Source organism: Amycolatopsis jiangsuensis (assembly GCF_014204865.1).
GTDB classification, from domain to species: domain Bacteria; phylum Actinomycetota; class Actinomycetes; order Mycobacteriales; family Pseudonocardiaceae; genus Amycolatopsis; species Amycolatopsis jiangsuensis.
Genome location: NZ_JACHMG010000001.1, coordinates 3,445,302 through 3,470,908 on the forward strand (window position 1 = coordinate 3,445,302; position 25,607 = coordinate 3,470,908).

A 25,607-nucleotide genomic window follows, 5' to 3' on the forward strand; every position below is an offset into this window, starting at 1 on the left:
ATCGAGTCCACGTCCGCCGCCCGCCCCGTCAGCCGGGGTTCGTTCTGGCGCCGTCGTGCGATCGACCTGCTCCTCGTCGCCTCCTGCGGGTGTACGCGGGCGCGGTACGCACGCTGATCTTCTCCGCGTGCCGCGTGCCGCGCGCTGCCGTGTCCAGCCGTACCCGGAGAACCAGGAGCACTCATGACCACTTCGATCACGCCCACGTCCGTCGAAATCCACCCCCGGGTGACCGATCCGCTGCTGTCCGAGCTGGTGCATCCGGCACGGCTGCTGTGGACGCCGCGGGAGCTGGCCGACCTGACCCGCACCGTGACCACCGAACTGACCTCCGGCCTGCGCGACATCCTGCGCTTCGACGAGGACCGGCGCTGGTGGGCACGGCTGGCCCTGACCGACGGCGTCGAGCTCTGGCTGCTGTCCTGGCTGCCCGGCCAACACACCAAACCGCACGACCACGGCGGCGCGGCCGGCTCGTTCACCGTGCTGCAGGGCGAACTCGGCGAGGAGTACCGCTACCCGGGCGGTCCGGTGCGCCGCCGCACGCACGTGGCCGGGCAGGGCATCGGATTCGGCGCCGGACGGGCACACCAGGTCACCGGCATCGGCGACCAGCCTGCCGCCAGCGTGCACGCGTACTCGCCGCCGCTCGTGCCCACCCGCGAGTACCGGACGCTGGCCGACCTGCCGAACGAGATCCCGGCGCTGCCCGCGATAATCCACTGATGACCGCGATCGACGCACTCCTCGCCGACGCCCGGTCCACGCTGGACCGGGCGTCCCCGGCGCGGACCGCCGCGCTGCAGGCCGAGGGGGCGCTGATCGTCGACATCCGCCCGTACGCGAACCGGCTGGCCGAGGGCGAGATCCCCGGCGCCGTCGTGGTCGAGCGGATCCACCTGGAATGGCGGCTCGCGCCGGACAGCGAATGGCGGCTGCCGGGAGTGAGCAAGGACACGGTGGCCGTCGTGGTGTGCAACGAGGGCTACTCGTCCAGCCTCGCGGCCGCCGATCTGCAGCGGCTCGGCCTGCCGGGAGCCACCGACCTGGCCGGCGGCTTCCGGGCCTGGGCGGCGGCGGGGCTGCCGGTGCGGCCGGGCGGGACTCCCGCCGTTCCATAGCCCCCACGGGGAGGACCCGGGCGCACCGCTGCTCAGGCGTGCACCACGCGGGCGAGCTCGGCGGGGCTGGCCAGCAGCGGATGCTTCGGCAGCACGCGCACGGTGTAGCCGATCGAACCGGCACGCGGCAGCCGCAGCGTCGCCGCGAACGCGCCGATCCCGTCGTCCCGCATCGGGACCAGGACCGTGTCGGTGAGCTCGTCGCCGTCGCCGACCTGGCCGACCACGGCCTGGATATCCACCTCGGACGGATCCAGCCCGGCGAGGTCGATCCGGGCGCGCACGGTCACCTCGGTGCCCACCACGAAACGTTCGGTGTGGTCGTACCGGAGTTCGGCGTCGAAGACGCGCACGCGCGGCCACGCGACCTCGAGCTTGGTCCGGTAGTCCGCCAGCGACAGCGCGCCGCGGTAGGCGTCCCCGGTGGCCTCGGCGACCATCCGCGAGGCGGGCAGGTAGCCCGAATCCACGTACTCGCGCACCATCCGGGACGCCTGCACGCGCGGGCCGAGCGTTTCCAGCGTGTGCCACACCATGGACAGCCATCCGGTGGGCACGCCGGCTTCCCCGGAGTCGTAGAACAGCGGCGCGATCTGCTGGCCGAGCAGGTCGTACAGCGCCGCGGCCTCCAGATCGTCCCGGCGCAGCGGATCGGTGATGCCGTCCGCGTTCGGGATGGCCCAGCCGTTGGAACCGTCGTAGCACTCGTCCCACCAGCCGTCCCGGATGGACAGGTTGAGCCCGCCGTTGAGCGCCGACTTCATCCCCGACGTGCCGCACGCCTCCAGCGGCCGCACCGGGTTGTTCAGCCACACGTCGCAGCCCCGGTAGAGGTAGCGGGCCATGGACATGTCGTAGTCGGGCAGGAACACGATGCGGTGGCGCACCGCCGGATCGTCGACGAACCGCACGATCTGCTGGATGAGCTGCTTGCCATTCTCGTCCGCCGGATGCGATTTGCCGCCGACGACGATCTGGATCGGCCGCCGGTCGTCCAGCAGCAGCGCGCGCAGCCGCTCCGGGTCACGCAGCATCAGCGTCAGGCGCTTGTACGTCGGAACCCGGCGCGCGAATCCGACGGTGAGCACGTCGGGGTCGAAGACCCGGTCGGTCCAGCCGAGTTCCAGCGCCGAGGCGCCGCGCTGCATCCAGGCGGCCCGCACCCGGCGGCGGACCTCGGCCACGAGCTTCTCACGCAGTTCCCGGCGCAACGCCCACAGCTGCTCGTCGCTGACGCCGTCCCGCAGCGAACTGCCCGGCGCGCGGCCCTCGTGGCCGAACTCGTCATGGTTGCCGCCCAGCAGCGCGCTCAGCTCCCGCGCGACCCAGGTGGGCCCGTGCACGCCGTTGGTGATGGACGAGATCGGCACCTCGTCGTCGTCGAATCCGGGCCACAGCCGGGAGAACATCCGGCGGGTGACCCGGCCGTGCAGTTCGGAGACGCCGTTGGCGCGCTGGGCCAGCCGCAAACCCATGTGCGCCATGTTGAACAGGCCGGGGTTGTCCTCCGCGCCGAGCTGGAGCACGCGGCGCACGTCCACATCCGGCACAAGCCTGCCGTCGGCGAAGTAGCGCTGCACGAGATCCACCGGGAACCGGTCGATGCCCGCGCTCACCGGCGTGTGCGTGGTGAAGACCGTGCCCGCGCGCACCGCGGGCAGGGCCTCGTCGAAACCCAGCCCGTCGGCCTGCACGATCTCCCGCGCGCGCTCCAGTCCGAGGAACCCGGCGTGCCCCTCGTTGGTGTGGAACACCTTCGGCTGCGGATGCCCGGTCAGCTCGCAGAACTTCCGCACCGCCCGGAACCCGCCGATCCCGGCCAGGATCTCCTGCCGGATGCGGTGGTCGGCGTCGCCGCCGTAGAGCCGGTCGGTCACCGGGCGCAGGTCCTCGGCGTTGGCCTCGATGTCGGTGTCCAGCAACAGCAACGGGATCCGGCCGACCCGGGCCCGCCAGATCTGCGCGGACAGGTCGCGCCCGCCCGGCATGGCGACCTCCACGAGCACCGGGCGGCCCCGGTCGGTCACCAGCTCCAGTGGGAAGGCGTTCGGGTCGATCACCGGATAGTGCTCGACCTGCCAGCCGTCCAGGGACAGGCCCTGGCGGAAGTAGCCGGACCGGTAGAGCAGGCCGACGCCGACCATCGGCACGCCCAGATCGGAGGCGGCCTTGAGGTGGTCGCCGGCGAGCACGCCCAGTCCGCCGGAGTAGTTCGGCAGCGCCTCGGTCACCCCGAACTCCATGGAGAAGTACGCGACCGCCTCGGGCAGGCCCTCGTCGCTGCGCCGCTGGTACCACCGCGGTTCGGTGAGGTAACGCTCCAGCCCGGCGGCGGCCTCGTGGGTGCGCTGCAGGAAATCCTCGTCCACGGCCAGCTCTTCGAGCCGCTCCGCCGGCAACGCGGTGAGCATCCGCAGCGGGTCCCGGATCCGGTTGAACAGCTCGGCGTCCATCGAGGCGAACAGGTCACGCGTCGGCGGATGCCACGTCCAGCGGAGATTGGTGGCGAGCGCGCCGAGGCCGGCGAGCGGCTCGGGCAGGCTGGCGCGAACGGTGAACCGGCGGACTGCACGCATGGTCAGCGACCATATCGGGCCAGGACCCGCGGCGCTCGTGCCCCACTTCGGGCATTGTGCGCACCCCGGCCGTGCACGCTCGGTAGTCTCCGGATGCCGTATTCGGGAATGGAGCGAGGGAACATGAGCCGAGGGGGACGCACGCTCGCCGTGCTCGTGGTGGCCGGGCTGCTCGGCACCACGGCGTGCAGCGGAACGAGCGCCGGTCCGGTGAGGCCGGGAGCGGGCAACGTGGCCGGGCTGCCGGTGACCCATTTCGAGAGCGGCCTCAAACCGGACGCGCCGGAGCCGGACCTGCGGGTGCGGGGCGCCGGCGGTGGTACCGACGACCAGCTCGCCACCGCGGCCATCGCCGACGTGCAGGCGTACTGGGCCGGCGCCCTTCCCGAGGAGTTCGACGGGCAGCAGTTCAAGCCGGTGACGTCGCTGTTGTCCTACGACGCCCGCAGCGACACCGAGAAGACCGGCTGCGGCAGCGTCGAGGAGCTGGTGAACGCGTTCTACTGCGCCAGTGACGATTCGGTGGCCTGGGACCGCGGCGTGCTGCTGCCGATGCTGCGCCAGCGGTTCGGGCCGATGTCGGTGGTGACAGTGCTGGCGCACGAGTTCGGGCACGCCATCCAGTACCGGCTCGGCGACCGCGCCGGGATCACCAAGGCCACTCCGACGGTGGTCAAGGAACAGCAGGCGGACTGCTTCGCGGGCGGTTACTTCCGCTGGGTCGCCGCGGGCCACAGCAAGTACTACCAGGTGTCCACCGCCGAGGGCCTCGACCAGGTGCTGGCCGCGATGTTCTTCATCCGCGACCAGGCCGGGACGAGCGGGACCGACCGGCAGGCGCACGGCACCGCTTTCGACCGCACGTTCGCGTTCCAGTCCGGCTTCGCCAAGGGCCCGAAGGAATGCGCCGGGATGAACGCGGAGAACGTGCGCGCGCGGCTCACCGAGCGGCCGTTCGACAGCCAGGACACCGGCAAGGGCGACACGCGGCTGGACGAGCAGGCACTGCAGCTGCTCAAGAGCAGCCTGGACGAGGCGTTCCGGGGCGCGGGAGTGGCCGCGCCGCAGTTCACGCCCGGCAGTGGCTCCTGTCCGGGCGGCGGGCCGAGCACGCCGCCCGCTTCCTACTGTCCGGACGACAACACCGTGCGGCTCGACCTCGACCGGCTGGAGGCGCTGGCGCAGCCGGTGGACCAGGAGGCCGAACAGGCCGGCCGCGAGGGCACCGGGCTCGGTGACTTCGCGGCGTTCTCGGAAATCGCCTCGCGCTACGCGGTCGGCATCCAGAAGGGCGTGGGCGCCTCGATCGACAACGCCGACGCGGGACTCCGGACGGCGTGCCTGGTCGGCGCGTGGGCCGCGTTCACCAACCGTCCCGGCGAACCGGGCACGTCCGGGCTTCGGCTGTCCGCGGGAGACCTGGACGAAGCGATCGCCGACCTGCTCCGGCCGGACGGCCTGGTGTCGGCCGACGTCCGCGGCGATCGCCCGGACAGCGGCTTCGACCGGGTCGAGGCCCTGCGCCGCGGCTATCTGGAGGGGTCCTCGGTCTGCTCGAAGCGATACGCTTGACGGGTACGGAGAAGGCCCTGTCCTCGGCCGGGGACAGGGCCTTCGCCGTACGTCGGCGCTGGATGCGGCCGGCTAGAACAGCGCGCTGGCCAGCTCCCGGCGGGCCTTGCCCACCCGCTCGTCGGCCGGGTCGAACAGGTCGAACAGGGCCACCAGGTGCTCGCGTACGCGGTTGCGGTCCTCGCCCGTGGTACGGCGGACCGTGCCGATCAGGCGGCGGAAAGCGGCTTCCGGGTCCTGCTCGGCGATCTCCAGGTCCGCCGCGGCGAGCTGGGCGTCCAGATCCGCCGGGTCGGCGTCGGCCTTCGTCCGGGCATCCGGGTCGGCCGCTTCGGCACGTGCGGTGAACTTCACCTGCGCGAGCGCGCTCTTGGCCAGCTCGTTGGCGGGCTCCGCGTCCAGGATGCGCTCGTAGGCGGCCTGGGCGGCGGCGAAATCACCCTGCTCGAAGGCTTCCTCCGCCTCGGTGAAGCGCGGGTCCTCCGGCTCCTCCACCGGGCCGCGGGCCTCCTCGGCGGCCTGGATGCCGGGCAGCCGGTCACGCAGGGCGTCGAGCAGGGCGCCGAGCCACTTGCGGATCTCCGGTTCGGGCAGTGCGCCGGAGAACGCGTCGACCGGCTGGCCCGCGCCGATCGCCACCACGGTGGGGATCGACTGCGCGCCGAACAGCTGCGCGATGCGCGGGTTCGCGTCCACGTCGACCTTGGCGAGCACCCAGGCGCCGCCTGCCTCCTCGGCCAGCCGCTCCAGTACCGGGCTCAACTGTTTGCAGGGGCCGCACCATTCGGCCCACAGGTCCACGATCACGAGCTGGTTCAGCGACCGCTCGACGACGTCGGCCTGGAAGGTCTCCTCGGTCACCTCGAACACGGCGCCCGGCGGCGGCGCGGAACCCCCGGCGGGCGGTTCGCCGTCCACCGGCGGGGCCGCGGGACGGTTCGGCGGCGCCTCCGCCCGGGCCTTGAGCGCGGACAGGTCGACCGCGCGGGACATGGCGGCGGACAGGGCCGCCGAGTTCGCTGCAGATCCGCGTGGGTTCGTCACTCCTCCATCCTGGCACGTCGCGCCGGTGCGGTTCAGCAGGAGCCCGCCGTTTCGCGTTGGCGCCCGGCGGCCCCGCTGGGGCATGCTCTGCGCGGGACGCCCCAGGGACAACCACGGGAGGCACCGGATGCCGAGCCGGCGCGACGTGACGGTGATGGCCGCCGTCGGCGCGGCGGTGGCGTGGATCGTGACCGTCACGGTCCTCGTCGCGCACGAGGACGACCCGGGCGCCCCGTCCGCCCCCGAGCTGCGCGACCAGCTCGCGTCGGCACTTTCCGGCCGCGACGCGGACGCGCTCGCCGGGCTGCTCGACGTGCCCGGTGCCGATCCGGCCGAACTGGCCGGCGACTACGTCCGGGTCCTCGCCGGCGACCGGGTGCGCGACCTGACCGTGCGGCTCGCTCCGGACGAGCGGGCCCCGGCCACCGCGGTGGTGACCGGGATCAGCGGACCCGGCACCCGCTTCACCTACCAGCTGGCCGTGACCAGCGCGAAGGGCCGGTGGACGGTGAGCTTCACGCCGCCGCTTCCGTGACGTGCCCCTCACCGGCAGGGCTTACGGCCGTGGACGGGTCTTCACGGACGTTCCTCCCGCAGGTGCGCCTCGACCCGGTCCACTTTCACGGTCAGCTGGCCCTCGTACCCGGGGCGGATGTCCGCCTTGAGCACCAGCCCGATCCGCGAGGAGCCCTCCCCCGCGGCTTCGACGGCCCGCTTCACCACGTCCATCACCTCGTCCCAGTCGCCTTCCACGTTGGTGAACATGGCGTCGGTCGAGTTCGGCAGGCCGCTGTCGCGCACCACCCGCACGGCGCGGGCGACGGCCTCGCTCACCCCGCCGTCGGAGTCCGCGCCGGACGGGGTCACGCTGAAGGCGACGATCATGGTTGAGGTCCTTTCGCCGGAGGGATTACGCGGTGGGCGATCACCCGGTGCGTGGTACCCGCTGGTAGCTTCGCGTGTCATGAACCGTCCGCTGCCGTTCGACCCGATCGCCCGCGCGGCCGGGCTCTGGGAGGACCGGATCGGCCCGGCCGGAACCATGGCCGCGGTCACCGGTGTGATGCGCGTACAGCAGATCATCCAGTCGGCGGTCGACGGTGCGCTGAAGCCGCACGGCCTCACCTTCGCCCGCTACGAGGCGCTCGTGCTGCTCACCTTCGCCCGCAACGCACGGCTGCCGATGCGGGTGATGGGTGAACGGCTGCAGCTGCACCCCACCAGTGTCACCAACATAGTCGACCGGCTCGAACGCGACGGTCTCGTCAAGCGCGTGCCGCATCCGACCGACCGGCGCACCACGCTGGTGGAGATCACCGACGACGGCCGCAGCCGCCGGGAATCGGCCACCGCGGCGGTGACCGGTATCGACTTCGGTCTCACCGGCCTCACCGAACGGCAGGTCGGGCAGCTGACCGACCTGCTCACCAAGGTCCGCAAGTCCGCGGGCGACTTCACCGAATAGTCCCGGCAGCATGCAGGCGGGCCCGCGCGAAAGGACTTCGCGCGGGCCCGCTGCGGCTGTAGCTGTGCTGGGGGTCAGGCGTTCACCGGCTCCGCCACGCGCTCGAAGAGGCTGACGCCGCCGTGCGTGAGCCGTTGCGGGCCGTCGAGCCGGCCGTTGCGCAGCGCCCACTTCTCGAACAGCCAGGTGAACAGCGGCGGGATGCTGGCCAGCAGCGCGAGCACCAGGGTCTTCGGGCGCCAGCCGAGCGGCTTCGCCACGGACAGGGAGGTGATCACGTACAGGACGAAGACGACGCCGTGCACCATGCCGAGGACGGGAACGCCGCCCTCGCCGGTGGAGCCGACGACGTACTTGAGAAACATCCCGATCAGCAAACCGAGCCAGGACAGGGCCTCGGCGACTGCGGCCACGCGGAACACGATAGCGGCCTTGCTGGACACGACATCCTCCTGTGCGTCACCCGGTGCGTGCTGCCTGCACACACGAAAAGACGTCCGGCGCACTGTCCAAGGCGGACGGAACCGCTTGGCCTCAACAGCACTGTCGGACGTATGAGAACAGTGTGCGACGTGAGCGCGCTCACCGGAACACCGGGGCCTGGTGACCACCATCACGGGCGGCGACGGCGATTGGTCTGAACCACCGGCGGAAATCCGCGGAAACGCCCGAAACGGAAGAGGGTTTCCTCCCCGATCCCACGATCCGGGAGGAAACCCTCACCAACTGCTTTCAGCCGGGCACTAACCGGCACACGGCGAAGCCGGCACGGACGCGGGTGACGTTCCCCACGTGGCCTTCTTCGCGTCACTCGTCAGCGAGAAACCGAGAGTCGTGCCGCGGCGCAATTGCTCCACGCTCACGTACGTCCGGTCCGAAGGCTGCCCGTGGCCGACGGTGAGCCCGGACACGTACTGGAGCTTCGAACCGTCCGCACCGGGTGCCTTGATGGTCACGTCACGCCCGCCCGGCAGGTGCAGCACGGACTTGGCGAACCGCGGCGCGTTGAGCACGAAGTTCCCGGTGCCCGGCACCGCCGGGTACAGGCCCAGCGCGCTGAACACGTACCAGGCGGACATGGTGCCGAGGTCGTCGTTGCCGGTCACGCCGTTCGGAGCGTCGGTGAACAGCGTGTGCGCGGCCCGGACCACCGCGGAGGTCTTCCACGGCTGCCCGGCGAGCGTGTACATCCACGGCGCGTGCAGATCGGGCTCGTTGTTGGGGTTGTAGCGGTACTGGTTGTCGTAGTCGTACGGGCCGATCACCCACTTGTCGCGGACCGTCGCCGCCGGGTCCCGGACCAGGTCGTCGTAGGCGAAGAAGTCGTCGAGCCGCTTGCCCGTCCCGGCCGGGCCGCCCATCCGCTGCACGAGTCCTGGCACGTCCTGCTGCACCAGCCACTGGTACTGCCAGGCCGTGCCCTCCTGGAAACCGTCCTGGCTCTGCGGCGTGTACGGACCGTCGGCCGGGGTGAACCAGTCACCGCCGCCCACCTTCGGCCGGAAGAAGCCGCTGAACCCGCGGTCGCTCACCGACGGGTCCCACAACGTGGAATACGTACGGCCCTTGGCCGCCAGGTCCTTCGCGTCCTTCTTGTGCCCCAGCGCGGACGCCATCACCGACAGCGAACAGTCCGCCAGTGCGTACTCGAGCGTCGCGGACGCGCCGTGCCTCGGGTCGCTGTCCTGCCCCTTCACCGGGAAGTCCGGGTCGTAGGCCACATATCCGTCGGCCTGGTAGCTCGCGTTGCCCGAACGCCCCTGGAACGGTGAGGACTCCGGCGGGATCTCCCGGGAATTCTGCAGCAGCGCCTGGTAAGCGCGCACCTCATCACCGCGCAGCGCACCGAAACGCCAGAGGTCGACCAGGAACGGCGTGACCGGATCGCCGGACATCGTGTTCGTCTCCTGGCTCGCGTACGCCCACCGCGGCAGCCAGCCGCCCTGGTCGTGGATGGCGAGGATGCTCTTCGCGATGTCCCGCGCGCGGTCCGGTTTCAGCAGGGCGAGCAACTGGTTCTGCGAACGGTAGGTGTCCCAGAGCGAGAAGAAGTCGTAGTAGGTCCAGCCGATCGCCCGGTGGATCTTCTTGTCGAAGCCGAAGTACCGGCCGTCCGCGTCGTTGGCGGTCAGCGGCTGGAGGAAGGCGTGGTAGAGCGAGGTGTAGAACACCGTCCGGTCGTCCGGTGCGCCACCCGATATGTCCACACTGGACAGTTCATGTCGCCAGCTGCGCTGGGCCTGTGCCTTGACCAGGTCGAAGGGCAGCCTTCCGGACGCGGCGAGGTTGATGTCCGCACCACGGGCGTCCACTTGGGAAATCGACGTGGTGGCAGAGACTTCGCCACCCTCCGGGAAGGTCAGCCACGCACCGCGCAGGCCGGCCCCACCAGAGGAGGAACGGCTCCCGGGCGTACCGCCGTCAGGCGACCAGGTGCCGTAGGTGCCGAACGGCTTGTCGAACTTCGTGGTGAAGTAGGTGGTGTAGGCCTTGCCCCCGCAGAAGGCCTGCGATTCGACCGTGCCGGCGATGGTGTGGTCGTCGACGATCCGGACGCTGCTGCCGGTCACCGGTTCCTTCGCGTCGGCTTGGCCGACGTTCACGAACACGTTGGCAGGGCCGGATTTGTCGAAGCGGTACCGCTCCACCCCGGCTCGCGTACTGGCGGTCGTCTCCACGTCGACCCCGCCATACCCGGTCAGGTGCACCTTGTAGTAGCCGGGTTTTCCGACCTCGCCGTCGTGGGTGTAGGGCGCGGCGTAGGCGGCCTGGTCGAACGTCGCGGGCTTGGTCGTGTCGAACGCCGCGCCCGGGCCGACCTCGCCGGTGGTCGGCAGGGTCGAGACGAGCCCGCCCTGCTCCCAGCAGCCTGCCCCGGAGAGGAAGAAGTGGCCGAAGCCGCGGATCGCGGTGTCGGTGTAGAGGTAGCCCGCGTAGTGCGTGGTGATCGGGCTGACCTGGGTCATGCCGAACGGTGCCGAGGCGCCGGGGAAGGTGTTGCCCTCGTCCTGCGTGCCGATGAACGTGTTCACCGAGTCCAGCGGATCGGCAGGACGGGCCTGTGCGGCCACCGGGGTCAGCCCGGCCGCGGCGACGGCGAGCGCGACCGCGCCCGCCAGGGATCTGCTTCTCATCGAGCTTCTCCGAGGGGTCGAGTCCGTGCAGGCCCCCTCGAGAGGTTCCTCAAGGGGGCCTGCACGGTGTGGATGGGGTCAGCCGAGGCCGAGGGCGAACACGTGCATCGCACCGCCGTCGACGTCGTCCGGCAGCGTCACGCTCGCCACGGTCTTGCCTGCATCGAGCGTGATCGGCGTGGTGGCGAACACGACGGTGCTGATCTCCTGCGGATCCCCGCCGGAGGAGTTGCGGTACGAAGTGGACAGTACGCTCTTGTTGCCGTACGCGGGTTCTGCGTCGCCTCCGCCGAGCGTCCAGTCGGAAAGGCCCACGGTGGCGGTGGACGTGCTGCCGTCGGTGTAGGTGACGGTGAGCGTGCCCTCCGCGTTGCCGTTGCTCGACGAGCCGAGCAACGCGAGCTTGCCGGAGCCGGTCACGTTCACCGTCTGCCCGGCGGCCACCACGTTGTCCGGATCGCCGGCCGGATAGGACGGCCAGGTGAAGTCGATGCCGTCACTGGTCACCGTGCCACCCGGCTTCGCGCCGGCCTCGGCCAACGCGTCCGCCGAGTAGCTCCAGCCGCCGCCGTCGAAGTTGCCGGCCGACGGATCGGAATCCGGCGAGATGCCCGCGTTGTCCACAGTGGCCAGCCAGCTGTTCGGCTCCGCCACCAGCACGGTGAGCACGGCCTCGGTGTCCGGCAGGCCCGGCGCGGAGAAGGTCACCGGGATCCGTCGCGGACCGTCGGACGTGCCGGCCGGCACGGTCACCTTCACCGTGGCCTGTGCCTTGCCCGAGGCCGGGACAGCCACCTCGCCGGTCTGCGGGGAAAGCGTGACGCCGTCCGCGCTGCCCCCGGTGTAGGACCAGGTCGTCGCCTTGCCGGACAGGTCCTGCACGCCGACCGTCGCGGTCGCCGTGGAACCGGCCGGGGTCACCACTCGCGCCGGGTCCGCAAAGGACAGACTCGGCTTTTCCTGCTCGCGGAACGAGGGCGGCACGTCGGCCGCCGCCGAGCCCCACTGAGTGGCCTCCGAGGAACGGGTGAAGTCGAGCGTGCCGCCGTTCGAGATCAGCGCCTCGGGCAGCCACGCCTTGGTCGCCGCGGTGCCGTTGACCTTCAGGCCGCCGACGTAGTCACCGGTTCCGGGTGCGTTGATGGTGATCTTCTTGCCCGCACCGGTGCTCAGCGTGGCGCTCTCGAACCGCGGCGTGGTCAGCAGCGTCTCGGCGCGGCCCGGGATCTCCGGGTAGATGCCGAGCGCGGACCAGACGTACCAGGAGGACATCTGCCCGAGGTCGTCGTTGCCGATCAGGCCTTCCGGACGCGGGTTGTACAGCTCGTCCATCGACCGGTGCACGATCGCCTGCGTCTTCGCCGGAGCACCGGCGTAGGAGTAGACGAACGGAGCGTTGGAGTTCGGCTCGTTGCCCATGAACGCGTACGGCTCCTGCGTGCCCGCGTTCAGCTTGCTGAAGAACTCGTCCAGCCGCGACTGCACGGCGTCGTTGCCGCCGAACGCGGACACCAGCCCGCCGAGGTTGTAGGGCACCATCCAGTCGTACTGCGCGCCGTTGCCCTCGACCCAGCCCTGCGAGCTCGCCGGGTCGTAGGTGCCGGAGAACGAACCGTCCGCGTTGCGCGGCTGCAGGTGTCCGGTGCCCGGGTTGTAGAGGTTCTGCCAGTACTGCGCCCGCTTCATGAACGTGGTGTAGGTGGCGCCGTCGCCGAGCCGCTTGGCGAATTCGGCGATGGCGAAGTCGGCGCTGCTGTACTCCAGGGTGTCCGCACCGGCGCCGGGCACGTAACCCAGCTTCTGGTAGTCCGCAAGGCCCGGCCGCTCGGTGTAGCCCTGCGTCGGCTGGGTCGCACCCTTGATCATCAGCAGCAACGCCTTCCGCGCGTCGAAATCACGGGCGCCGAAGGCGTACGCGCTGGAGACGATGATGTGGTAGGGATCGCCGTTCATCACGCCGGTGTAGTCGTTGGCCACGGTCCAGCGGTCCCACGAACCACCTTGTTCGGCGTAGGCCATCATCGAGCGCACGATGTCCGAGGTCTGCTTCGGATCGATCGTGGCCAGCAACGGGATCTCCGAACGGTAGATGTCCCAGCCGGAGAAGTTCGTGTACATGGCGTGGCCCTTGTCGGCCTTGTGCACGCGCCCGTCGAAGCCGGGGTAGCTGCCGTCGACATCGGAGAACACGTTGGGCTGCACCAGCGAGTGGTAGAGCGAGGAGTAGAACGTCGTGCGGTCGGCGTCCGGACCACCGGTCACCGCGATCTTGCCGAGCTGCTCGTTCCACGCTCCGCGGGCTGCCGCGGCGACCTGGTCGAACGACTTCTTGCCGTTGTTCTCGGCCTTGAGGTTGGCCTTCGCGCCGTCCTCGGACACAAAGGACAGTCCTACCCGGACGTTGACCTGTGCGCCGTTGAGGTTCGGGAAGGTGACGTATCCGCCGCTGCCAGGGCCGCTGACGGTGGTGTTCTGGGTCTTGGCCTTCGCCGGGCGCGCCAGCGAGGCTTCGGTCCCGTTCGGCTGCGCGATCTTCGCCTTGGCACCACCGCTTTCCGCGGTCTTGCCCGGCGTGACGGCGCCGTTCTTCCACGTGCCGACGGAGGCGAAGGGCTGGTCGAACTTCGCCGAGAAATAGACCCGGTAGCTGTTCTTCGCGCCGCAGAACCGGCCGCTGCTGGCCCACCCGCTGATGCTGTCCTTGCCGATGGTGATCGACGCGTCGTCCGTTCCGTTGATCGAACCGGACGTGTTGACCAGCAGCGTGGAGGCAGCGCCGGCCGGGTAGCTCAGCCGCGCGGAGCCGGTGCGCTGGGTCGCGCTCAGCTCGACCTTCGCGCCGCTGTCCAGCGTGACGTCGTACGCGCCGGCCGTGGCGTGCTCGTTGTCGTGGGAGAACTTCGAGGTGTAGTGCCCCGGATCGGTCGCCGGTGACGTGGAGACCTCGCCGACGTAGGGCATGAACGGAAGGTCCTGGTACGTGGTGCAGCCCGCGCCGGAAAGGTGCGTGAGACTGAAGCCGGTCAGCGTGTCGTCGTCGTAGAAGTACCCGCCGGGCTGGGATTTCTGCGTGTCCGGGCTCCACTGCACCATGCCGAACGGCGCCACCGCGCCGGGGAAGGTGTTGCCGGCCCCACCGCCGGTGCCGTGGTCCTCACCGCCGGGGCGGGTGCCGATGAACGGGTTCACCCACTTCGCCGGGTCGGGGTCCGCAGCCTTGCCGACAGTCGTGCCCGCGGCCACCGCCGGGGCGGCAGGCGCCACCGCCGCCACCACCGCGGTGGCCAGTAGGACCAGTCCGGCTCGCCAGCGCGCTCGCGCCATCGCCATCGCCTCTCCAGTTGTCGGCGCGAACCCGCCGCCGGCCACCGGATCACCGCATGGATGACAACCTTGTCGCGCTCCTCCAGATGCCGGTCACCTTGTGCGGCCGGGCGAACGGCCGTCAAGAGTGCGAGCGGTACCTGTCTCGTTCCGGACAACGGGTTCAGCCATCCGACGCACGACTTTCGCAGGCTGAATCCGGGCGCCGGGTACCAGGGCATTGACAGCGGATACCGCCGTGGTGTCCAATTCCGCACACTATGACAACGTTGTCTCCGCACGGCCGGGAAGCCGATGGGCTCCCCCGCCCGGCAAGCCGGCGGGCCACGATGAGCGACGTGGCCCGGCTGGCCGGCGTCAGCATCAAGACGGTGTCGCGGGTGGTCAACGACGAGCCCGCGGTGCATCCGGACACCGCCGAGCGCGTGGTGGCCGCGATCGAGCAGCTCGGCTTCCGGCGCAACCTCGGTGCCCGCAACCTGCGCCGCGGTTCGACCACGGGCACCATCGGGCTGATCGTGGAGGACGTCGGCAACCCGTTCTACTCGGAGCTGAACCGCGCGGTCGAGCGCATCGCCACCTCGTTCGGCAGGCACGTGCTCACCGGGTCCTCGGAGGAGAACTCCGACCGGGAGCGGGAGCTGGCGCTGGAGTTCTGCGCGCGGCGGGTGGACGGCATCCTGGTCGTTCCGGCCGGTCTGCAGCACGGGTACCTGGTGCCGGAGATGCGCGCGGGCACGCCGGTGGTGTTCCTCGACCGCCCGGCCGGCGACATCGTGGCCGACACAGTGCTGGTGGACAACATCGGCGGCACCGTCGAGGCGGTCACCCACCTCGCCGGGCAGGGACACCGGAGGATCGCCTTCCTCGGCGACAGCCCGGACATCTTCACCGCCGCCGAACGCCTGCGCGGCTTCCGGGAAGGCTGTGTCCGCAACGGGATCTCCTACGACGAGAGCCTCGTCTCGATGCACACGCCGACGCCGGACACCATCGGCCACGCCGTGCGCACGCTGGTGTCCGGGCCGGACGCCGCGACCGCGGTGATCGCCGGCAACAACCGCGTGGCAGTGCATCTGCTGCGCGCGCTCGCCCACGCCGAGCAGCGCCCTGCGCTGGTGAGTTTCGACGACTTCGAGCTGGCGGACCTGCTGGATCCGCCGGTCACCGTGGTCGCACACGACGTCAGCGCCCTCGGGCACGCGGCGGCCGAACTGCTGTTCGCCCGGATCCAGGGTGAGCAATCCCCGCCAAGAAAGGTGATTCTTCCTGTGCGTCTCGTTCCCCGCGGTTCCGGTGAGGTCGCCCCGTGACCGAGCCCCTCGAGCCGATCCGGCTCCCGGCCAACCAGCCACCGCAGTTCTACCGCGGTGGTGACGCGATCGCGCGGCTGCGTGGCGTGTCCGGCTCCGATTCGAAGTTCGGCCCCGAGGACTGGGTCGGCTCCGTCACCACGATGTTCGGCCAGGAGACCACCGGCCTCACCCGGCTGCCCAGCGGTGTCTGGCTGCGGGACGAGGTCCGCGCCCATGCCGCGGCCTGGTTGGGCGAGCAGCACGTCGCCAAGCTCGGTGACTCCACCGGCCTGCTGGTGAAGCTGCTCGACGCCGGGCAGCGGCTGCCGGTGCACTTCCACCCGTCGGACGAGTTCGCGCGCCGGCACTTCGACTCGCACTTCGGCAAGACCGAGGCGTGGATCGTGGTCGGTACCTACGGCGACGATCCCCGGGTATACCCGGGTTTCCGGGAAACCCAGAGCAAGGCGACCGTCGCCGAATGGACCCGCGAACAGGACTCGCCGAGCATGATCGGCGCGCTGAACAGCATCCCGGTGCAGGCAGGCGACGCGGTGTACATCCCGGCCGGGCTGCCGCACGCGATCGGCGAGGGCGTGTTCGTGGTGGAACTGCAGCAGCCCACGGACTTCTCGCTCACCCTGGAATGGCGTGACTTCCTGGCCTCGCCGGAGAAGGGCCACCTCGGCATCGGCTTCGACACCGCGATCGAAACGCTGGACACCTCCGGGTGGGACGCCGAGCGTCTCGGGACGATCGTGAAGCACACCTCCGGTGACCGGGCGGAGTCGGTGAACCTGCTGGCCGACGGTTCGGGCAAGTTCTTCCGCGCGGACCGGATCCAGCTCACCGGCGGCGCGTTCGCGCTCGACCCGTCGTTCGCGATCCTGGTGGTCCTCGAGGGCGAGGGCACGCTGCGCACCGAGCGTGGCGGGGAGTTCCCGCTGGCGAAGGGCGACACCTATGCGGTGCCGTTCGCCGCGGGGCAGGCCGAGGTGTCCGGCACGGTCACCGCGATCCGGTGCCGCCCGCCGGCTCCCGAGGAGAGGTAGGCGATGAGCGAGGTACTGCTGGACGCCGTGGAGCTGACCAAGCACTACGGCTCGGTGGAGGCGCTGCGCGGCGCCTCCTTCCAGGCCCGTGCGGGCGAGGTCACCGCGTTGATCGGCGACAACGGTGCGGGCAAGTCGACCCTGGTGAAGTGTCTGTCCGGCGCGGAGCAGCCGACCGCGGGCAAGCTCCTGCTCGACGGCGCCGAGGTGACGCTGGAGTCGCCGGTGACCGCGCGCAGGCTCGGCATCGAGACGGTGTACCAGGATCTGGCTGTCGCTCCGGAGCTGGATCCGGCGGCGAACCTGTTCCTGGGGCGGGAGATTCCGCGCAAGGGGCTGCTGGGCAAGCTCGGCATGCTGGACAAGCCGGAGATGCGCAGGCAGGCGGTGGAGGAGTTCCAGCGTCTCGGCGTGACGCTGCAGAGCACCGACGTGCCGATCGGCTCGCTCTCGGGCGGCCAGCGCCAGAGCGTGGCGGTGGCGCGGTCGGTGGTGTGGGCCTCGAAGGTCGTGTTCATGGACGAGCCGACCGCGGCGCTCGGTGTGGTGCAGCGCGAACGCGTGCTGGACGTGATCAAGAAGGTGCGCGACAAGGGGATCGCGGTCGTGCTGATCAGCCACAACATGCCGGAGGTGCTGTCGGTGTCCGACCGCGTCGAGGTGCTGCGGCTGGGCAAGCGCGTCGCCCGGTTCTCCGGTCCGGACACCAAGCTGGAGGACCTCGTGGCGGCGATGACCGGCGCTCTGGTTCAGGAGGGGGTATGAGCACACACTCGCGCCAGCCCGCTCATGCCACCGACCGGGTGCGGGTGTCCCGCACAACACAGGAGGACGCCGCATGAGTGCGCCCACGAAGGATATTCAGACCACTGTGGACGGTGGGATCGGCAAGCGCCCGCTGGGCAAGCGGCTGATCGGGGCGAACACGTTCTGGATCGCGCTGGTGCTGATCGCGCTGATCATCGTGTTCACCGCGATCGCGCCCGCCGAGTTCGCCACCCTGTTCACCTTCCAGACGCTGCTGATCGAGACCTCGGTGCTGCTGGTGCTCTCGGTCGGCATGACGTTCGTGATCATCACCTCGGGCATCGACCTGTCGGTGGGCTCGGTGCTGATCTTCGCCGGCATGGTCGGCGGGAAGATCATGGAGGCACTCAGCGGCGGGGACGCCTCGGGCGCCGGCTGGGGGGTGATCGTCGTCGGGCTGATCTCGGCGGTCATCGCGGGCACGATCTGGGGCCTGATCAACGGGTTCCTCATCGCAGTGGCCAAGATCCCGCCGCTGATCGTCACGCTCGGAACGATGGGTGCCGCGCTCGGCGCCTCGTACCTGCTCAATGGCGGGTCCGACGTGCGCAGCGTGCCCACCGAGCTGAACAAGACCCTCGGCTACGGCACTTCGCTCGGCGGTGTGCCGAACCTGGTGCTCGTGGCCGTGGTGATCACCCTGATCGGCGCGTGGCTGCTGCACACCACGCGGTTCGGCCGCTACACCTACGCGGTGGGTTCGAACGCCGAAGCCGCGCGCCGCTCCGGTATCGGCGTGACCGCGCACCTGCTCAAGGTGTACCTGCTCACCGGGTTCCTCGCCGGGATCGCCGGGTTCCTGTCGCTGGCGTACTACGCCTCGACCACGATTTCGGCGCACACCAACGACAACCTCAACGCCATCTCCGCCACGGTGATGGGCGGTACGAGCCTCTTCGGCGGCGTCGGCTCGATGCTGGGCACGGTGATCGGCGTGTTCATCCCGGCGGTGCTGAAGAAGGGCTTCAACATCACTCACGTGCAGGACTTCTGGCAGATGATCGCGGTCGGCGCGGTGCTGATCGCGGCCGTGTGGTTCGACCAGCGCCGCCGTCGCCGGCGCAACTCCCGCTGACCCCCGAGTACAAAGAGGTACTGACCATGAAACTGAGCAAGACCTTCCTGGTCGCCGGCACGCTGGCGACCTCGGCCGCGCTGGTGGCCGCGTGTGGTTCCGGACAGGTGGGCCAGAGCGGGTCCGGGGATTCGGGGGACACGGCCAACAGCAAGAAGCTGGTGCTGGTGCCGGGTGTGCAGGCCGAGCCGTTCTACATTTCCATGCAGTGCGGTGCGCAGGCGGAGGCCAAGAAGCTCGGCTACGAGCTGACCACGCAGGCGCCGCAGAAGTTCGACGCGGCCATGCAGACCACGATCGTCAACGCGATGGGCTCGAACCCGCCCGCCGCGCTGCTCGTCACGCCGACCGACGACCAGGCGATGCTCGCGCCGATCCAGCAGGTGAAGAACCGCGGTTCGAAGATCATCGAGGTGGACACGACGCTGAAGGACACGAGCGTCGCCGAGTCGTCGATCTCCTCGGACAACACCGAGGGCGGCAAGCTGGCCGCGCAGACGCTGGCGAAGCTCGTGGGCAGTGGCAAGGGGTCGGTGCTGATCCTCGACACGATCGCGGGGACGTCCACGACCGCGGCGCGGGCCAAGGGCTTCGAGGACGAGCTGAAGAAGCACCCGAACCTCAAGTCCGTGGGCATCCAGTTCACCCAGAACGAACCGGACCAGGCCGCGTCGAAGGTGACCGCGGCGCTGGCCTCCACGCCGGACCTGGTGGGCATCTTCGCGACCAACCTCAACACCGGTGAGGGCGCGGCGACCGGCCTGCGCAACGGCGGGAAGATCGGCAAGGTCAACCTGGTCGGCTTCGACGCCAGCCCGTCCGAAGTGGACGGTCTGCGCAAGGGCGAGTACCAGGCGCTGATCGCGCAGGACCCGGCGCAGATCGGCACCAAGGGCGTGGACCAGGCGGTCGCCGCGCTGGAGGGCAAGCCGGTGCAGCGGCAGCTCGGTGCCGAACTGCACGCGATCACCAAGGACGACATGGACGCCAACTCGAAGTACTTCTACAAGCAGAGCTGCTGACGTCCTGAGTCACCCGAAGGGGGCTTTCCACCCGGAAGGCCCCCTTCGGCGTGTCCGGCCGCCAGCTGCGCCCGCAACGGACAAGCTTCGCCAGGCGGTATATTCCACTCCCCCAGCCCTTAGCCGAGGGGAGGACGCCGATGCCCGAGCGTGCGCCGTGGCGCGCCCCCGCCGGCGTGCTCGCCTCGGCCCGGCGGATCACCGACGACCTGATGGACGGCCTGTCCGGCACCCGCGTCCGGCGGGCCGCGCACGCGCTGCGGCGGCTGTTCGGCGTGCCCGGCCTGGGGATCAGCGATCTGTCCGGCTCGCTGGCCTGGTCCGGCCGTCCCGCCGCGGACGAAGCGGTCGCGCACGTCCTGGACGAGGTGCTGCACAGCGAGGAACCGGCCGCCCGCGGCGGGCTGGCCGCGGTGCCGCTGCACGTCCATGACGAGCTGGCCGGTGCGCTGGTCCTGCTCGGCGAGCGGGGTGAGGTGCTTCGCCAGGCCGCGGACCTCGTCGTGCAGGCGCTCGAACGGGGCAGGCTGGAGGCCTCGGCAGACCAGGCCGCGCAGGCCGAGCTGCGGGCGTTGCGCGCGGAGATGTCCCCGCATTTCGTCTACAACGCGCTGACCGTGATCGCCTCGCTGGTCCGTTCGGAGCCGGACCGCGCGCGCGAGCTGATGCTCGACTTCGCCGACTACACCCGCTACAGCCTCGCGCGCCACGGCGAGTACACCGTGGTCGCCGAGGAATTCCGTGCGGTGGAGACGTATCTGGCGTTGCAGCGGGCGGTGCTCGGGGAGCGGCTGAAGGTGCAGGTGCGGGTCGCGCCGGAGGTGCTCGCGGTGGCCGTACCGTATCTGGTGCTCGAACCGCTGGTGGAGAACGCGATCCGGCACGGGATCGAGCCACGCTCCGGGACCGGGCTGGTCCAGGTGCACGGGCAGGCGGAAGGAAACGACTGCGTGATCACCGTGGAGGACGACGGGGTGGGCATGGCGCCGAAACGCGCCGCGGACATTCTCGCCGGGCACACCACCGAAAGCGGCCTCGGAATGGCCAATGTGGACAGACGATTGCGCAATGTCTACGGCGCCTGGTACGGGTTGACCGTGGAAACCGAGGTCGGCGCCGGTACCCGCGTGGTGGTGCGGGTGCCGCGGTTCCAGCCGGGGGTGCTGCCGTGAGCGGGCTGCGGGTGCTGGCGGTCGACGATCTGCCGCCCGCGCTGGACGAGCTGTGCCGGATGCTGACCGAGGCGCCGGAAGTCGGCGAAGTGGTCGGTGCCGGTGACGCGGTGAAGGCGCTGAAACTGTTGCAGGCGGACCGGTTCGACGCGGTGTTCCTGGACATCTCGATGCCCGGCCTCGACGGGCTGGAGCTGGCCTCACTGCTGGCGAAGCTGTCGGAGCCGCCGGTGATCGTTTTCGTCACCGCGCACGACGGGCACGCCGTGGCCGCGTACGGCATCGGTGCGGTCGACTACCTGCTCAAACCCGTGCGCACGGAACGGCTGGCGGCCGCGCTCGCGAAGGTGGCCCGGCTGGTGCCGAGCGACCGGCCGGGGCCGGGACCGGACGCGATGGCCGCGCTGCCGGTCGACTCCGGCGGCCGCACCCGTTACGTCCGCCGCGACGATGTGCTGTTCGCCGAGGCGCACGGCGACTACGTCCGCCTGCACACGCGCGGCGGTGTACATCCGGTGCGGATGCCGATCTCACGCCTCGAGGAGTACTGGGAAGGCACCGGCTTCACCCGCGTGCACCGCGGCTACCTGCTGGCTGTGGCCGCGGTGCTGGAGCTTCGCAGCGACACCACCGGCGGCCTGCTCGCGCACACCGAGGCCGGCGACGTCCCCATCAGCCGTCGCCACGCCCGCGACCTGCGGGACCGGCTGCTGGAAGCGGCCCAACGCGGACAGCTCGGACCGCCGCAATGAGCCGCACCAAACGCGTCGCCGTCACCAGTCCGCAGACCCGCCTCGCCCGGTCACGCCGCCAAGCCCGCGGGCGCTGGCGGATGCCGCGGCTGCGTGCCTCCGAGGCCGAACGCGCCGCGGTGCTCTACCGGGTGCAGCGGCGGCGCGGGATTCCGGCGCTGGTGGCAATGTTCGTGCTGGTGCTCGGGTTGCCGGTGGTGTTCGCCGTGGCCCCGGCGCTGGACTCGGTGCGGGTGTGGGGCATTCCCTTGTCCTGGTTGATGATCGCGGTGCTGGCCTATCCGGTGATGGCCGGGCTCGCCTGGTGGCAGTTGCGGCGCGCGGAGAAGGCCGAGGACGACTCGTGACCGCAGGGAAGGCCGGCTGAGTGGACATCGCGCTGGCTGTGGCTCCCGTCGTGCTGATCACGCTGCTGATCGGCGTACGCGGGGTGGCCGCCATGCGCAGCACCTCGGATTTCCTCGTCGCGTCCCGGCGGATCTCGCCGCTGGTGAACTCCGCGGCGGTGTCCGGGGAGTACCTGTCCGCGGCGTCGTTCCTGGGTGTGGCCGGGCTGATGGTCAAGGACGGCGTCGGCGCACTCTGGTACCCGGTCGGTTTCACCGCCGGGTACATCGCGATGCTCGTGCTCGTCGCCGCGCCCATGCGGCGCTCCGGCGCGCTGACCGTCCCGGACTTCGCCGAGGCACGGCTGGCCTCCCCCGCGCTGCGCCGGCTCGCGGCCGTGGTGGTGCTCGTGATCGGGACCATCTACGTGGTTCCGCAGTTCCGCACGGCCGGTCTCGTGCTCACCGCGGTCGGCGGCACGCCGTACTGGGTCGGCGTGGTCATCGCCGGCACCGCGGTCAGCGTCACGCTCGCGCTGGGCGGGATGCGGGCCGCGACGTACGTGCAGGCCTTCCAGTTCTTCCTGAAACTGCTGCTGTTCCTCGTTCCCGCGCTGTGGCTGGTCCTGCACGTGAGCGCAGCGGACCGCGACGCGAGCCTGAAACCGGTGGAGTTCACCCACTTCACGCACGAGACGGCAGTGCGGTTCGAGCACGACGTCACGCTGACGCTGCGCGAACCCACCACCGTCCTCGTCCAAGGCACTCCGCGCACGCTGCCGCCCGGCGAGCTGCCGGTGCACGAGGGCGACCGGATGGTCTTCGCCGAGGGAGCGCAAGTCCCCGCGGTGAGCGGGGAAACGCCGCTGGGCGGGCCGGACTGGCAGCGTCCGCTGCTGGAATCCGACCAGGGAAACCCGCTGCTGGGCACGTGGGCGGTGCTGATCGCGACGGTGCTCGGCACCATGGGATTGCCGCACGTGCTGATGCGCTTCCACACCAGCCCGGACGGCCGGGCCGCCCGCCGGACCGCGGCGATCACGGTGGCGCTGCTCGGCGTCTTCTACCTCTTCCCCGGCGTCTACGGGGTGCTCGGCCGGGTCCTCGTTCCGGAGCTGTACCTCTCCGGCGAAACCGACACCGTCGTGGTCGCCCTCCCGGTGCAGGTCGACCACGGCTGGGCCGGGCAGCTGTTCACCGCGCTGCTCACCGCGGGCGCGTTCGCCGCGTTCCTCGCCACCTCGCTGGGTTTGCTGCTGGTGATGTCCGGGGCGCTGGCCTACGACCTGATGCCCGGCGGCCTGCGCCGGCTGCGGGTGACCGTGGTGTTCGCCGCGGCCGCCATGGTGCTGCTCGCGCTGCCGACCGCGCGGATCGACGCCGGAATCCTCGTCACCTGGGGGTTCACGGTTGCCGCTTCGACCTTCTGCCCGCTGCTGGTGCTCGGCATCTGGTGGCCGCGGCTGACCGCCGCGGGCGCGATCGCCGGGGTGCTCACCGGGCTGGTCGCGTCGTCCGGCTCGATCCTGCTCGCGCTGGCCGGACCGCCGCTGCACGGCTGGGTGGCGATCTTGGTGTCGCAACCGGCACCCTGGTCGGTGCCCCTGGCGTTCGGCGTGATGGCACTGGTCTCGCTGCGGGGCCGTCCGCCGTCCTGGGCCGGGGCCGCCATGCTCCGCCTGCACCTCGACGAACGCGCGCACGGCCCGGAGCCACCCCATTCGTCGGCACCCGCCTACCGTTCGTCGACCGTTCGTCGTGTCGCCCGGCGTTTGCATCGCTGAGCCGTTCCGCTGCGCCGGCCACCTCCCTACTGTGGCGCGGACCACAGTCGCAGCGTCGCGAGGGAGATGCCCATGACCGACGACCACCCGCCGGACCCGGACTGGGAGCAGGTGCACGAAAGCGCCGAGTTCCGCCAGCTGCGCGCACGGCTGCGCCGGTTCGTGTTCCCGATGGCCGTGCTGTTCCTCGCCTGGTACCTGCTCTATGTGCTGCTGGCCGACTACGCGCACGGCTTCATGAGCACCAAGCTCGCCGGGAACTTCACCGTCGGCCTGCTCTTCGGGCTGCTGCAGTTCGTATCCACGTTCGTCATCACCGCGCTCTACGTGCGCTATGCCAACCGGAAACTCGACCCGCTCGCCGAACGCATCCGCGACGACATCGAGCACCCTGAACAGCCGAAGGAGCCGGTATGAGCACGCTCGCCGCGGGCGTCGAGGGCAGCAACCCGGCGCTGAACATCGGCATCTTCGCGGTCTTCGTGCTGATCACGCTGGTGATCGTGTTCCGCGCGAGCCGCAACACCAAGACGGCGTCCGACTACTACGCCGCCGGACGCGCGTTCACCGGCCCGCAGAACGGGATCGCGATCTCCGGGGACTACCTGTCGGCCGCGTCGTTCCTCGGCATCGCCGGTGCCATCGCGGTCTACGGCTACGACGGATTCCTCTACTCCATCGGATTCCTGGTGGCCTGGCTGGTCGCGCTGCTGCTGGTGGCGGAACTGCTGCGCAACACCGGCAAGTTCACCATGGGCGACGTGCTCGCGTTCCGGATGAAACAACGTCCGGTGCGGGCCGCCGCGGCGATCTCCACGCTCGTGGTGTCGTTCTTCTACCTGCTGGCCCAGATGGCCGGCGCGGGCGGACTGGTCGCGCTGCTGCTGGGCATCGAGGGCGGCGCCGCGCAGTCCGTGGTGATCGCGGTGGTCGGCGTGATCATGATCGCCTACGTGCTCATCGGCGGCATGAAGGGCACCACCTGGGTGCAGATCATCAAGGCCGCGCTGCTCATCATCGGCGCGCTCGCGATGACGCTGTGGGTGCTCGGCAAGTACGGCTTCAACTTCTCCTCGCTGCTGCAGGGTGCGGTGGACCGGGCGGGTAACGCCGGAGAAGCCCTGCTCGGACCGGGCAAGCAGTACGGCGCGACCGGAACGTCCAAACTGGACTTCTTCTCCCTCGGGATCGCGCTGGTGCTCGGCACCGCGGGCCTGCCGCACGTGCTGATGCGCTTCTACACCGTGCCGACCGCCCGGGACGCCCGCCGTTCGGTGGTGTGGGCGATCGTGCTGATCGGCGTGTTCTACCTGTTCACGCTGGTGCTCGGCTACGGCGCGGGCGCGCTGGTCGGCCCGGACGACATCAAGGCCGCCCCCGGCGGCGTGAACTCGGCCGCGCCGTTGCTCGCGCTGAACCTCGGCGGCCCCATCCTGCTCGGGCTGATCTCGGCGATCGCGTTCGCCACCATCCTCGCCGTGGTGGCCGGCCTGACCATCACCGCGTCCGCGTCGTTCGCCCATGACGTGTACGCGAACGTGGTGAAGAAGGGCAAGGCGGTCGCGGGCTCGGAGGTCCGGGTCGCCCGGATCACCGCGGTGGTGATCGGGATCGTCGCGATCCTCGGTGGCATCCTCGCCAACGGCCAGAACGTGGCGTTCCTGGTGGCGCTGGCGTTCGCGGTGGCCGCCTCGGCGAACCTGCCGACGATCCTGTACTCGCTGTTCTGGAAGCGGTTCAACACCCAGGGCGCGCTGTGGAGCATCTACGGCGGGCTGATCGTAACCATCGTGCTGATCGTGTTCTCACCCGCGGTGTCCGGGAAGCCGATCGACCCCAAGACCGGGAAGAGCACGTCGATGCTGCAGGGCGTCGACTTCCACTGGTTCCCGCTGGACAATCCCGGACTGGTGTCGATCCCGGTCGCGTTCTTCCTCGGCTGGCTGGGCACGGTCCTGTCGAAGGAACGCGATTCGGCGAAGTACGCCGAGATGGAGGTCCGCGCGCTCACCGGAGCCGGTGCCGAAAAGGCCGTACAGCACTGACCCCTTCGTGAGTGTCGGGTCCGGTTCTCACCGGACCCGAC

The 25,607-nt window shown here is 70.4% G+C and carries 22 protein-coding genes; 16 read left to right on the forward strand and 6 right to left on the reverse strand.

What is annotated here, in order from left to right:
• Window positions 1–183 precede the first annotated feature (183 nt).
• Both BJY18_RS15135 and BJY18_RS15140 read left to right on the forward strand, forming a co-directional pair.
• A complete protein-coding gene (locus BJY18_RS15135) occupies window positions 184–726 on the forward strand; it encodes a cysteine dioxygenase (protein ID WP_184780588.1) in 543 nt (180 codons plus the stop codon).
• The gene (locus BJY18_RS15140) at window positions 726–1,121 is read left to right on the forward strand and encodes a rhodanese-like domain-containing protein (RefSeq protein ID WP_184780589.1); all 396 of its coding nucleotides are present in this window, start codon (window positions 726–728) and stop codon (window positions 1,119–1,121) included. The genes BJY18_RS15135 and BJY18_RS15140 overlap by 1 nt, the downstream gene beginning before the upstream one ends.
• A gap of 32 nt (window positions 1,122–1,153) precedes the next feature.
• On the opposite strand, the gene glgP is transcribed toward BJY18_RS15140, so the two are convergent.
• On the reverse strand, window positions 1,154–3,697 hold the full coding sequence (gene glgP / locus BJY18_RS15145; RefSeq protein WP_184780590.1) for an alpha-glucan family phosphorylase: 2,544 nt from the start codon (window positions 3,695–3,697) through the stop codon (window positions 1,154–1,156).
• A 123-nt stretch (window positions 3,698–3,820) separates the two neighbouring features.
• Between glgP and BJY18_RS15150 the strand changes: the two genes are divergently transcribed.
• A complete protein-coding gene (locus BJY18_RS15150; RefSeq protein ID WP_221457745.1) occupies window positions 3,821–5,269 on the forward strand; it encodes a neutral zinc metallopeptidase in 1,449 nt (482 codons plus the stop codon).
• A 72-nt stretch (window positions 5,270–5,341) separates the two neighbouring features.
• Here the strand turns inward: BJY18_RS15150 and BJY18_RS15155 are convergent, their stop codons facing one another.
• Window positions 5,342–6,313, reverse strand: a complete 972-nt coding sequence (locus tag BJY18_RS15155) for a tetratricopeptide repeat protein (protein WP_184780592.1) — start codon at window positions 6,311–6,313, stop codon at window positions 5,342–5,344.
• A gap of 127 nt (window positions 6,314–6,440) precedes the next feature.
• Between BJY18_RS15155 and BJY18_RS15160 the strand changes: the two genes are divergently transcribed.
• Window positions 6,441–6,848, forward strand: coding sequence for a hypothetical protein (locus tag BJY18_RS15160; RefSeq protein ID WP_184780593.1), 408 nt, complete (start codon window positions 6,441–6,443; stop codon window positions 6,846–6,848).
• 41 nt (window positions 6,849–6,889) lie between these two features.
• On the opposite strand, the gene BJY18_RS15165 is transcribed toward BJY18_RS15160, so the two are convergent.
• Entirely contained in the window at window positions 6,890–7,198 is a 309-nt protein-coding gene (locus BJY18_RS15165) for a thiamine-binding protein (protein WP_184780594.1), read from the reverse strand.
• A gap of 79 nt (window positions 7,199–7,277) precedes the next feature.
• Here BJY18_RS15165 and BJY18_RS15170 point away from each other — a divergent pair, with 79 nt between their 5' ends.
• A complete protein-coding gene (locus BJY18_RS15170; RefSeq protein WP_184780595.1) occupies window positions 7,278–7,778 on the forward strand; it encodes a MarR family winged helix-turn-helix transcriptional regulator in 501 nt (166 codons plus the stop codon).
• A 74-nt stretch (window positions 7,779–7,852) separates the two neighbouring features.
• Here BJY18_RS15170 and BJY18_RS36895 read toward each other — a convergent pair whose 3' ends face one another.
• The 3 genes from BJY18_RS36895 to BJY18_RS15185 all read right to left on the reverse strand — a co-directional run bounded on the left by BJY18_RS36895 (window position 7,853) and on the right by BJY18_RS15185 (window position 14,242).
• The gene (locus BJY18_RS36895) at window positions 7,853–8,221 is read right to left on the reverse strand and encodes a DUF3817 domain-containing protein (protein WP_184780596.1); all 369 of its coding nucleotides are present in this window, start codon (window positions 8,219–8,221) and stop codon (window positions 7,853–7,855) included.
• 300 nt (window positions 8,222–8,521) lie between these two features.
• Window positions 8,522–10,912: a GH92 family glycosyl hydrolase gene (locus BJY18_RS15180; RefSeq protein ID WP_184780597.1), complete on the reverse strand. Its 2,391-nt coding sequence runs from the start codon at window positions 10,910–10,912 to the stop codon at window positions 8,522–8,524.
• Window positions 10,913–10,990: 78 nt separating this feature from the next.
• Window positions 10,991–14,242: a glycoside hydrolase family 92 protein gene (locus BJY18_RS15185; protein ID WP_246458878.1), complete on the reverse strand. Its 3,252-nt coding sequence runs from the start codon at window positions 14,240–14,242 to the stop codon at window positions 10,991–10,993.
• A 323-nt stretch (window positions 14,243–14,565) separates the two neighbouring features.
• Between BJY18_RS15185 and BJY18_RS15190 the strand changes: the two genes are divergently transcribed.
• The 11 genes from BJY18_RS15190 to BJY18_RS15240 all read left to right on the forward strand — a co-directional run bounded on the left by BJY18_RS15190 (window position 14,566) and on the right by BJY18_RS15240 (window position 25,566).
• Window positions 14,566–15,549 carry a LacI family DNA-binding transcriptional regulator gene (locus BJY18_RS15190; protein WP_184780598.1) on the forward strand — a complete coding sequence of 328 codons (984 nt, stop codon included), beginning with the start codon at window positions 14,566–14,568 and terminating at the stop codon, window positions 15,547–15,549.
• Window positions 15,546–16,583, forward strand: a complete 1,038-nt coding sequence (locus BJY18_RS15195; RefSeq protein ID WP_184780599.1) for a class I mannose-6-phosphate isomerase — start codon at window positions 15,546–15,548, stop codon at window positions 16,581–16,583. Before BJY18_RS15190 ends, BJY18_RS15195 begins: the two co-directional genes overlap by 4 nt.
• A 3-nt stretch (window positions 16,584–16,586) precedes the next feature.
• Complete coding sequence (locus tag BJY18_RS15200; protein ID WP_184780600.1) at window positions 16,587–17,348, forward strand: ATP-binding cassette domain-containing protein; 762 nt, start codon at window positions 16,587–16,589, stop codon at window positions 17,346–17,348.
• Between the two features lie 73 nt (window positions 17,349–17,421).
• Window positions 17,422–18,465: an ABC transporter permease gene (locus BJY18_RS15205; RefSeq protein WP_184780601.1), complete on the forward strand. Its 1,044-nt coding sequence runs from the start codon at window positions 17,422–17,424 to the stop codon at window positions 18,463–18,465.
• A 26-nt stretch (window positions 18,466–18,491) separates the two neighbouring features.
• Window positions 18,492–19,487 (forward strand): ABC transporter substrate-binding protein, encoded by a 996-nt coding sequence (locus BJY18_RS15210; protein ID WP_184780602.1) that lies wholly within the window; start codon window positions 18,492–18,494, stop codon window positions 19,485–19,487.
• A 140-nt stretch (window positions 19,488–19,627) separates the two neighbouring features.
• Complete coding sequence (locus BJY18_RS15215; RefSeq protein WP_184780603.1) at window positions 19,628–20,659, forward strand: sensor histidine kinase; 1,032 nt, start codon at window positions 19,628–19,630, stop codon at window positions 20,657–20,659.
• Window positions 20,656–21,411 carry a LytR/AlgR family response regulator transcription factor gene (locus BJY18_RS15220; protein WP_184780604.1) on the forward strand — a complete coding sequence of 252 codons (756 nt, stop codon included), beginning with the start codon at window positions 20,656–20,658 and terminating at the stop codon, window positions 21,409–21,411. Before BJY18_RS15215 ends, BJY18_RS15220 begins: the two co-directional genes overlap by 4 nt.
• A complete protein-coding gene (locus BJY18_RS15225) occupies window positions 21,408–21,758 on the forward strand; it encodes a DUF485 domain-containing protein (RefSeq protein ID WP_184780605.1) in 351 nt (116 codons plus the stop codon). The genes BJY18_RS15220 and BJY18_RS15225 overlap by 4 nt, the downstream gene beginning before the upstream one ends.
• 20 nt (window positions 21,759–21,778) lie before the next feature.
• Window positions 21,779–23,521, forward strand: coding sequence for a sodium/solute symporter (locus BJY18_RS15230; RefSeq protein ID WP_184780606.1), 1,743 nt, complete (start codon window positions 21,779–21,781; stop codon window positions 23,519–23,521).
• A gap of 66 nt (window positions 23,522–23,587) precedes the next feature.
• On the forward strand, window positions 23,588–23,938 hold the full coding sequence (locus BJY18_RS15235) for a DUF485 domain-containing protein (RefSeq protein WP_184780607.1): 351 nt from the start codon (window positions 23,588–23,590) through the stop codon (window positions 23,936–23,938).
• Complete coding sequence (locus BJY18_RS15240) at window positions 23,935–25,566, forward strand: monocarboxylic acid transporter (protein ID WP_184780608.1); 1,632 nt, start codon at window positions 23,935–23,937, stop codon at window positions 25,564–25,566. The genes BJY18_RS15235 and BJY18_RS15240 overlap by 4 nt, the downstream gene beginning before the upstream one ends.
• Window positions 25,567–25,607: the final 41 nt, after the last annotated feature.

Coding starts and splice junctions, on each gene's coding strand:
- glgP (WP_184780590.1), bottom strand. CDS start 3,697: ATGCGTGCAGTCCGCCGGTTCACCGTTCGCGCCAGCCTGCCCGAGCCG.
- BJY18_RS15165 (WP_184780594.1), bottom strand. CDS start 7,198: ATGATCGTCGCCTTCAGCGTGACCCCGTCCGGCGCGGACTCCGACGGC.
- BJY18_RS15205 (WP_184780601.1), top strand. CDS start 17,422: ATGAGTGCGCCCACGAAGGATATTCAGACCACTGTGGACGGTGGGATC.
- BJY18_RS15240 (WP_184780608.1), top strand. CDS start 23,935: ATGAGCACGCTCGCCGCGGGCGTCGAGGGCAGCAACCCGGCGCTGAAC.
- BJY18_RS15210 (WP_184780602.1), top strand. CDS start 18,492: ATGAAACTGAGCAAGACCTTCCTGGTCGCCGGCACGCTGGCGACCTCG.
- BJY18_RS15200 (WP_184780600.1), top strand. CDS start 16,587: ATGAGCGAGGTACTGCTGGACGCCGTGGAGCTGACCAAGCACTACGGC.
- BJY18_RS15185 (WP_246458878.1), bottom strand. CDS start 14,242: ATGGCGATGGCGCGAGCGCGCTGGCGAGCCGGACTGGTCCTACTGGCC.
- BJY18_RS15160 (WP_184780593.1), top strand. CDS start 6,441: ATGCCGAGCCGGCGCGACGTGACGGTGATGGCCGCCGTCGGCGCGGCG.
- BJY18_RS15170 (WP_184780595.1), top strand. CDS start 7,278: ATGAACCGTCCGCTGCCGTTCGACCCGATCGCCCGCGCGGCCGGGCTC.
- BJY18_RS15215 (WP_184780603.1), top strand. CDS start 19,628: ATGCCCGAGCGTGCGCCGTGGCGCGCCCCCGCCGGCGTGCTCGCCTCG.
- BJY18_RS15140 (WP_184780589.1), top strand. CDS start 726: ATGACCGCGATCGACGCACTCCTCGCCGACGCCCGGTCCACGCTGGAC.
- BJY18_RS15235 (WP_184780607.1), top strand. CDS start 23,588: ATGCCCATGACCGACGACCACCCGCCGGACCCGGACTGGGAGCAGGTG.
- BJY18_RS15135 (WP_184780588.1), top strand. CDS start 184: ATGACCACTTCGATCACGCCCACGTCCGTCGAAATCCACCCCCGGGTG.
- BJY18_RS15150 (WP_221457745.1), top strand. CDS start 3,821: ATGAGCCGAGGGGGACGCACGCTCGCCGTGCTCGTGGTGGCCGGGCTG.
- BJY18_RS15180 (WP_184780597.1), bottom strand. CDS start 10,912: ATGAGAAGCAGATCCCTGGCGGGCGCGGTCGCGCTCGCCGTCGCCGCG.
- BJY18_RS15225 (WP_184780605.1), top strand. CDS start 21,408: ATGAGCCGCACCAAACGCGTCGCCGTCACCAGTCCGCAGACCCGCCTC.
- BJY18_RS15190 (WP_184780598.1), top strand. CDS start 14,566: ATGAGCGACGTGGCCCGGCTGGCCGGCGTCAGCATCAAGACGGTGTCG.